At 66.4% G+C, this 7,907-nt stretch carries 4 protein-coding genes and 6 pseudogenes; 4 read left to right on the forward strand and 6 right to left on the reverse strand.

Going from position 1 to position 7,907, the window contains the following annotated elements:
* Positions 1-169: 169 nt before the first annotated feature.
* The 3 genes and pseudogenes from ABZT04_RS31315 to ABZT04_RS31325 form a co-directional block, all read right to left on the reverse strand.
* Entirely contained in the window at positions 170-760 is a 591-nt protein-coding gene (locus ABZT04_RS31315) for a TetR/AcrR family transcriptional regulator (protein WP_356060342.1), read from the reverse strand.
* A 380-nt stretch (positions 761-1,140) separates the two neighbouring features.
* Positions 1,141-1,470 (reverse strand): annotated as a pseudogene (locus ABZT04_RS31320) (hypothetical protein); the annotation flags it as partial.
* Positions 1,379-1,570 (reverse strand): annotated as a pseudogene (locus ABZT04_RS31325) (IS630 family transposase); the annotation flags it as partial. The pseudogenes ABZT04_RS31325 and ABZT04_RS31320, both read right to left, overlap by 92 nt.
* On the opposite strand from ABZT04_RS31325, the gene ABZT04_RS31330 reads away from it, so the two are divergent.
* Together ABZT04_RS31330 and ABZT04_RS31335 are read left to right on the forward strand one after the other, a co-directional pair.
* Positions 1,569-2,377 (forward strand): IS5 family transposase gene (locus ABZT04_RS31330; protein WP_356060343.1). Its coding sequence is split into 2 segments (ribosomal slippage): positions 1,569-1,916 and positions 1,919-2,377, totalling 807 coding nucleotides; the frame shifts between segments, so codons are not numbered across the junction. The pseudogene ABZT04_RS31325 and the gene ABZT04_RS31330 overlap by 2 nt on opposite strands.
* Positions 2,378-3,413: 1,036 nt before the next feature.
* Positions 3,414-3,635, forward strand: coding sequence for a hypothetical protein (locus ABZT04_RS31335; protein ID WP_356060344.1), 222 nt, complete (start codon positions 3,414-3,416; stop codon positions 3,633-3,635).
* A gap of 440 nt (positions 3,636-4,075) precedes the next feature.
* On the opposite strand, the pseudogene ABZT04_RS31340 reads toward ABZT04_RS31335, so the two are convergent.
* From ABZT04_RS31340 to ABZT04_RS31350, 3 pseudogenes are all read right to left on the reverse strand, one after another.
* Positions 4,076-4,826 (reverse strand): annotated as a pseudogene (locus ABZT04_RS31340) (IS5 family transposase); the annotation flags it as partial.
* 84 nt (positions 4,827-4,910) lie between these two features.
* Positions 4,911-5,231: pseudogene (locus tag ABZT04_RS31345) on the reverse strand (ester cyclase); the annotation flags it as partial.
* An 18-nt stretch (positions 5,232-5,249) separates the two neighbouring features.
* Positions 5,250-6,105: pseudogene (locus tag ABZT04_RS31350) on the reverse strand (IS5 family transposase).
* 630 nt (positions 6,106-6,735) lie between these two features.
* Between ABZT04_RS31350 and ABZT04_RS31355 the strand changes: the two are divergent.
* Both ABZT04_RS31355 and ABZT04_RS31360 read left to right on the forward strand, forming a co-directional pair.
* The gene (locus ABZT04_RS31355; RefSeq protein WP_356060345.1) at positions 6,736-7,161 is read left to right on the forward strand and encodes an ester cyclase; all 426 of its coding nucleotides are present in this window, start codon (positions 6,736-6,738) and stop codon (positions 7,159-7,161) included.
* A 211-nt stretch (positions 7,162-7,372) separates the two neighbouring features.
* Positions 7,373-7,600: pseudogene (locus ABZT04_RS31360) on the forward strand (transposase); the annotation flags it as partial.
* Between the last annotated feature and the right edge of the window lie 307 nt (positions 7,601-7,907).

Raw genomic sequence — 7,907 nt, forward strand, 5'->3', positions numbered from 1 at the left:
GCTGATCGCATAGCGACAAAAGGAGTCCAGGGTGGGGGGTCCGGCGCGCATCATCTACCCCACCCGCTCGCTTGCCGTGGCCGCCATCGGCGGGAGGGGCACGCACCCGTGTGCGGTGCGTCCATAGGCGGCTCATGTACGAGCCGGACTCAGGCGGGTGATCAAATCATCAGTCGTCCTTGGCGGCGAGGCTCAAGAGGTGTTCGCCGGTCAAGCGGAGCACCTCGCGGGTGTGCTCGCTGTTGCGGTCGGCCAGCCAGCACAGTGTGACGCCGTCCAGCACCGAATTGAGGTAACGGGCCAGGACGGGAATGGGCACGGTCCACTGGATCCCCGCGCTTTCGGCAGCTTCCGCGAGGAGCTGCTCGTGCACTTCCAGGTAATGCTCGTACTGTCGTCGAGCCAGGTCCTCGAAACCGTCCTGGCGCAGCGCGTAGTGGACGAGTTCATACCCCACCTGCTGCTCTCCCGGATTGAGCTCGACCGCCTCCCAGAAGGCGTACAGACTCTTGGCGATACGCGCGCCGAGGTCACCTTCTCCCTCGAACACGCTCCGCGCCTTGGCGACACCGCTGTCCGTGATGCGGGTGATGACTTCCTGAAGGAGCTCCTCACGTGAACTGAAACAGTAGTGAAAAACACCCAATGGCATCTTCGCCTCGTTGACGACGGCGCGTGTCGTCGTCTTGGCGACTCCTTCGCGGACCATGACACGGACCGCCGCAGCGATGAGTTCTTCCCGCCGGTCCTTCGCTGCCATACGAGACATCCGGTCCACCGTTCCCTCAAGAGTGACATGCTCACTCGTATCCTAACCGGCGTCTTGGACGATCGACCAACTTCGATGTGGCCTTTCATGTCACGGTCATCCGATGACGCGGAGTCCAGCGCATCGACCTGACGGAGCCGCCTGTGAAGACTCGCCCGGTGATTCCCCGTTCCCTTCTGGAGATCTTCAATGGCTGGGGTTGCGGCGGTTGGAGGTCGAGCCCGGTCTTCGCGATGAGGCCCTCGATGAGGCGGGGGACGGTAGTGCAATCGTTTCAGTCGCTTCTTCAGCAGTGCGGTGAGTTGGTCGAGGCTGTGTTTGCTGAGGTTGGCCAGTGACCTCTTCAGGAGCGACGACATGCCCTCGACCGGGTTGAACTCGGGGGCGTACTGCGGCAGCTGGTAGACGGTCAGCCATACTCGGGCAGCGATCAGCTCGTGCATGGTGCGGCTGACGTGCGTGTTCAGATTGATGCCCCTATGGAGAGACGTCCGTTCGCCGGGTCGGCATGCCGTTCGCACCACGGCCGGCAGATCAACTCTCTGGACAGCAAGGCCAGTCCCAGACCGAGCCAGACCGTGGTTCGAACGGCACACCGTCATTCTCACATTCCCAGACCAACACGATCGGCCCGCCGAGCTGGGGGTGGGCGGTGATGAGCAGGTCGCGGTAGTCGGTCCAGGCGAAGCTCTTGCGTCCATCGCCCCGGCCGTCGTCGCGGCGGGGCCGGTAGATCAGCCGGGAGGGCTGGCCTGGCTTAGACGTCGTTTCTTTTGGCGAGGAGAGTCGTTGTGTTGGTATGACGAGTCTTGCTGAGCATCTGGTCTCGGATGAGTTGTGGGAGCTGTTTCGGCGGGTGGTGCCGGAGACGGTAGTGGTACGTCCGCAGGGCGGGGGCCGTCGGCGGGCCGGGGACCGTGAATGCCTGACCGCGATCGTGTTCGTGGCCACGTCAGGGTGCTCCTGGCGGCAGTTGCCGCCGGTGTTCGGGCCGGCCTGGCCCACCGTCTACCGACGTTTCGCGCGGTGGAGTCAGCAGCGTGTTTGGGCCCGTCTGCACCGCGTCATCCTCGACGAACTCGGCGCTCAGGGGGGATTGGACTGGTCACGATTCGCTGCTGACTCCGTCAGCGTCCGCGCCCTCAAAGGGGGCAGCTGACCGGACCGAATCCGACCGACCGCGGCAAGTTGGGATCGAAAATCCACCTCGTCGTCGATCGTGCCGGCCTGCCCGTGTCTGTCGCCATCTCGGCCGCCAATACCCACGACAGCCTGGCCCTCCAACCGCTGATCATGGGGATCCCGCCCGTCCGCAGCCCCCGCGGACCACGGCGCCGCCGGCCGGTGAAACTTCACGGGGACAAGGGCTACGACTATCCCTACCTGCGTCGATGGCTCCGCGAGCGGAACATCATTCCTCGCATCGCCCGCCGCGGCGTCGAGAACTCACAACGTCTGGGCCAACACCGCTGGGTCGTAGAACGCACCATGTCCTGGCTCAGCGGATGCCGCCGCCTCCACCGACGCTACGAACGCAAGCCTGAACACTTCCTGGCCTTCACCGCCATCGCCACCAGCCTCATCAACCACCGCCGACTCACCAAGTGAAACGACGTCTAAAGACACCGTGCTGGACGACCTGATCCGCCGCCTCAGGAAGAGGACCGGCGTTCAGCGGCGGGCACATGATCAGCCGGACAAGTCCTAGATGAAGGGATACGGTGGTATTGGGGGATAGGGCCCGGCTTCGGAAGGCAAATGATGTGTCATGCCGGGTGATTCACCTCCCGAAAGGAATAGATGAGATGTCAACATCGGAGAGCCGGCCGTCAACGCGCCAGATAATAGCACCAGCATCACCCGGTATGTCGCACGTTCTCCAAGCGACCAGAGATGAGCGTGGACCAGCAGCTCCAGAGAAGTACAAGCACTCCGAGCCCGCCGAAAAATTGGACAGGATCGGCGGAAACGTAACGTCGATCTTCTGGGACATGAAGGGGTGGACTTGCCATGGGCAAGGGTCACGGGTAACCACCGATGATGTCAACGGTGTGAGGACCGATAGCCAGGTATCGGTATCGATCACCGAAGTCGACGCAAATGGCACCCCAATCGTTGGACTTGCCGGTCTGGCGGTGTACAACGTCGCACCGCAAGACGGGAAAGTAACCGTCCACTGGTGGGTGGGCTGGGACCCGGAACTGCACATCCGACTCAACTATATAATCGTCAACTAGCGCGCAAGGTCGCTACTCGGGGCACTCCCAGGTGACGGGGTTCCACTATCCCGGGATAGTACAGCGGCGCCAAGTCCGCCAGCCTCTGCCTTGCACGTCCACACCGTGGCGCTGCTTGGCCAGCGGAGTTGCCTGCCACCTCGCGGCCATCATCATCTGAGCCCAACGCTGACCGCAGAGACAGAATCTGGGCTGTTCGCATGCGGGCGACGGCCGGAGAGGGCAGCCGCCGCACCTACACTGACCTCGCGCCGCTGGTTGTGGGCCGGGTCGCCAGACTCCTCCAAGAGGTGGCCCGTGGCGCTGCTGGACTACTTCACCCTCGGCGGGGTCGAGATCGCAACGGGGTACGTCTCCAGGCGTACCTGGCCAGCGTCGGGTCACCGCTGACGAGCGTCGGCACATGCGTGTGCCCCACGCTGACGGCCGAGATGCTGGGGGACGAGCCCTACACCACCCCGGCCGCCGACCAAGCCCCCTGGTACGACCCGAACGTGCCCGCCTCCGAGGACTTCGCGGGGCTGCTGGTGTTGTCCATGGATGGCATCGACGACTACCCGGTCAAGCGCAGCGTCACCAACGCGGTCACCGGCGGCGGGGTCCTGGGGCCGCGGTGGTGGCGGCGGTAGTCGCCGATCGCCGTGATGAGTTTCGTGCAGGTGCGCTGTTCGTCCTCATGCTCGTCCGGCACGGTGACCTCCTCCATCCACGGCTCGGGCGGCGCTTCGCCGGCGAGCACGGCGGCCAGCGTCCGGCGGGCGGTGCGGGCGTTCTGGGCGCCATGGCTGAGCGGTGCGGCAGTGGCGGCGGCCAGGGAGCTGTGCAGGGCCGGGTAGTTGGGCAGTGCGGTCCACCCCAGAAGGGCAGGTGCTCCAAACTGCGCTCTACCAAGCCTGCAAAGACCAGGCTCAGAAATCCTGCCCGCACCTCTCCGGCACGGCCACCAGGGCAACGCCCCACCTCACCACCCGGGACCGGCTGAGCACCGACGGACAGCCCCTGGACCGCGCGGCGCCCCCCGACCCGGACTTCCTGCACCAGTGGTGGCTAAGACGTCGTTCCACTTGGCGAGGCGGCGATGGGCGATGAGGGCTGCGGCTATGCCGACGAAGGCGAGGAAGTGTTCGGCCTTGCGCTCGTAGCGGCGGTGCAGGCGGCGGCAGCCTGCCAGGAGACCGTTCTTTCGACGACCCAGCGGTGTCGGCCCAGCCGGGTGGAAGACTCGATGCCCTTGCGGGCGATGCGGTGGCGGATGCGATGCTCGCGAAGCCATTTCCGCAGGTGGTCGTAGTCGTAGCCCTTGTCGGCATGGAGCTTGGCAGGACGCCGACGGCGCGCTCCGCGGCGGGAGCGGATGGGCGGGATCCCGCGCACCAGCGGCTGCAGGCCAAGGCTGTCGTGCATGTTCGCGCCGGAGGTGCCCAGCGACAGCGGCACGCCGTTCCGGTCGGTGATGAGGTGGATTTTCGATCCGCTCTTGCCACGGTCGGTCGGATTCGGTCCGGTCAGAGGCCCCCTTTTGCCGCCCGGACGCTGACCGAATCGATCGCGCACCGCGACCAGTCCAGCGCTCCCCGCGCACCGGGTTCGTCGAGGACGACCCGGTGGAGCCTGGCCCACACCCTGGCCTGGCTCCACTGGGCGAAGCGCCGGTAGACGGTGGGCCAGGCCGGCCCGAACACCGGAGGCAGCTGCCGCCAGGTGCAGCCCGAGGTGGCCACGAAGATGATCGCCGCCAGGCATTCGCGGTCACCAGCCCGCCGTCGCCCGCCGCCCTGCGGACGTATGACCTCCGTCGGCGGGACCACCCGCCGGAACAGCGTCTAGAACTCGTCCGGCACCAACCGCTCAATCAGATCCGTCATGCACTGCTCAACGAACGATCACGCCATCAGAAACGGCGTCTAAGAGGTTCCTTCGGCGCCTAGCTGGCGCAGGAGACCGCGATTGTCGACGCGTACCCAATCCTCGATGAGGCGTCCCCGGTCGTCGAAGCGGAAGATGTTGATCAGGTCGAACACGACGCGTTTGCCGTTGGGCGCCAGCGGGGCGACCGGTGACTGACTGAACTCACGGGCGAAGGTGCCGTCGATCCACGTCTGGCAGGCCAGGTGATCGCCTTCTGCCACCACGATGCCGCGCCGGATCGACCGGTCGTCGAATGCCTCGCGCACAGACGCGAAGTAGTCGTTGAGCCCGGCGAAGTCGGACTCAAAGCCGTCCGGCCCGTGGAAGCGACTGGGTCAATAAGAGGCGGCGCCAGCACGGGACGGACGACATGTCGCAGGCCGGCGCCGAGTAGGACCACCGTCATCCAGCTGTCGGCGTCTTCCGGGTCCACTGACTCGTTCGGGGACTCTTGCGGGTGAGGCGCCGGGGCATCATGGTGATGAGTGCCCAGTTCAGGTGGACTTCGGAGTGCTGGGGCAAGTGTTCGTAGTCGCGTGCGTTGCGGCGGGCGTTCATGCACCAGCCGATCGTGCGCTCGACTTTCCAGCGACGGGGCAGGACGACGAAACCCTTGGCGCCTTTGGGACGGGAGACGATGCGCAGGCTCAGCCAGAGGCGTTCGCGGGCCCAGTCCACGAGGTCGCCGGCGTAGCCGCGGTCGGCCCAGATCTGGGTGATCTGCGGCTGGGTGAGGCGCAGGCGCCAGAAGACGTCGCGGGCGGCGTCGCGGTCCTGGATGTCGGCGGGCGTCACCGTGATCATCACGGGCAGGCCGAGCGTGTCCACCGTGATATGTCGCTTGCGGCCGTTGATCTTTTTCGCGGCGTCATAGCCCCAGCTGTCCTTGCCGACAGTGGAGGCTCCCTTGACCGACTGGGAGTCCACGATCAGGGTCACGGGAGCGGGGCAGCGGCCCTTGCCGGTACGGATCCGGCGGCGGAGCTGGTCACGGATGTAGGCGACGACCCCGGCCCGGTTCCACCTCCAGAAGAATCCGTAAACCGTCTCCCAGGGTGGGAAATCCGCAGGCAGTGCCCGCCATTTCGCGCCGTTGTCGACGATGTAGCGGATGACGTCGACGATCTCCCGCCGGGGCCACTTCTCAGGGTGGCCGCCGGTCTTGGTCTGGCAGGCCGGGATGGGCAGCAGGGGGTTCTGCTTGCCGCCGCCAAGGCTGCAGGGAGCGTGAGCTCATCACCGCGTACGCAAGCGCACTGGACCAGAACCTGGGCCGGGTGCATCGGTGGTGGCAACCACGGGGACGCGGTTCCGCTCTGCAGGCCAGAGGCCAACGCCTACTGGAACAACGAACACCGCGGCCCCTGAGGCAAGTCAGATACCAGGTCACCCGGGGCGCGAACGCGCGGGGAAGCACAACGCCGACGCCATACGAGCGGAGGGGCTGCTCACCCTGCAGGCGAATACTGCAACCCTCGAATACCTACGCTTCACCAGTGAAACGGGTCCGGGCCGGTACGTCCCGCCAGCTTAGGCCGGGTTCGAGGGGACGGCGTGTGGCTGAGGGCCTCACCGCAGGGCCCCCTCTCAGGGCATGCGGCGAAGGAGCTCATTCACCTCTGGGACGGAGATTTCCGGGGCTTTGCGTCGGGCGATAGGGGTGCGGGCGGCAACAGCCCGGTGGGGTTGTCTGCGCGGCGTCCGCCGGGCGGACGAGGTCTGCGCTGCTCCGGCGTGCCGGGGCAGCGTCCGAGGAGGGGGCGGACGAGGATACGACGGAGCCCGCTCAGGCGATGCGCACAAACGCACAGAGAGGTCCCCGTGTCCACTGACGAGAACAAGAGGCTGGTTCGCCGCTTCTACCGTGAGATCGACGAAGGCAATCTGGATGCCCTGGACGATCTGGTGGTCGAAGGGTACGTCGACCACTCGCCCCCGCCGTTTCCTGGACTCGCACCCGGACGAGAGGGCCTGAAACAGGCGTTCCGTCTGTTCTGGGAAGCCACGCCGGGAACGCACGAGATCGAAGTCCAGATCGCGGAGGGCGACAAGGTAGTGACCCGCCTGACGGCCCGCGGTGTGCACCAGGGGGATCTCCCGGGCATCCCCGCCACCGGCAGGGAGCTGACCATGACTGGCACCGTGATCCACCGCGTTGAGAACGGCAGGCTCGCGGAGAAGTGGTCGGACAGGGACACGCTCGGATTCCTCCAGCAGCTGGGCGTCCTCCCCCACCTCCGCTCCTAGGGTGTCCGCGACCATGCGTCGTGCGGCGTGGTAGAGGGAGCGCTGGTTTTGCCCCGCACAGTGCTCCGGCGGCTACCCCCTAGCCCCGGTGCACGACGATCGGTGCAGTGCTCATGGACTCCAGGGTGGCCCGCCGGGGCCAGCGCGGCGCTCCGAGGTATGCGTCCCTCACCCGCGCAGAAGCTGCGGATTCCGCTCGTTCAAGCTTCAGGAGATGCTGGCCGTGCTGGACAAGCTCACCGCCAAGCACGGCACCGTCCTTGTCGTCGTCGACCAGCCCGCCTCCATAGGTGCCCTGCCCCTGGCGGTCGCCCGGGACGCAGGCTGCCGCGTCGCCTACCTGCCCGGCCTCACGATGCGCCGTATCGCCGACCTCTACCCCGGCGAGGCCAAGACCGGCGCCCGCGACGCCTTCGTCATCGCGGACGCCGCCCGCACCTTTCGGTGCCGCGTCTGGAGCGCAGCACCACCTGGTCCGCGTCGACGGAGACCAACGCCCTGAACCCGTCCCGCTTCGGCTCCGCAGCACAGCCAGGCCGTAGATCGGGTACGGACACGGGAATGGTCAGCATCGGCTCCGGCAGTGTCCACGTCACACGGGATCCCTTCCGCCAGGAACTCGGATGCTGTCCTACTTGTGACGATCTGCTCTCGAGCAGCGGGTTGGCGTCGCGCCGAAGCCTCAGGATCGGCACGGTGCACCCCGAGGCCCGGATGCGTCGCGTGGCGGCGAGCCCGTCCAGCTC

Origin of the sequence: Streptomyces sp. NPDC005492, assembly GCF_040605995.1 — a bacterium.
Lineage (GTDB): Bacteria > Actinomycetota > Actinomycetes > Streptomycetales > Streptomycetaceae > Streptomyces.

Bases quoted from the DNA above. Each gene is read 5' to 3' on its own strand.
- ABZT04_RS31315 (WP_356060342.1), bottom strand. From the start codon at position 760: ATGGCAGCGAAGGACCGGCGGGAAGAACTCATCGCTGCGGCGGTCCGT.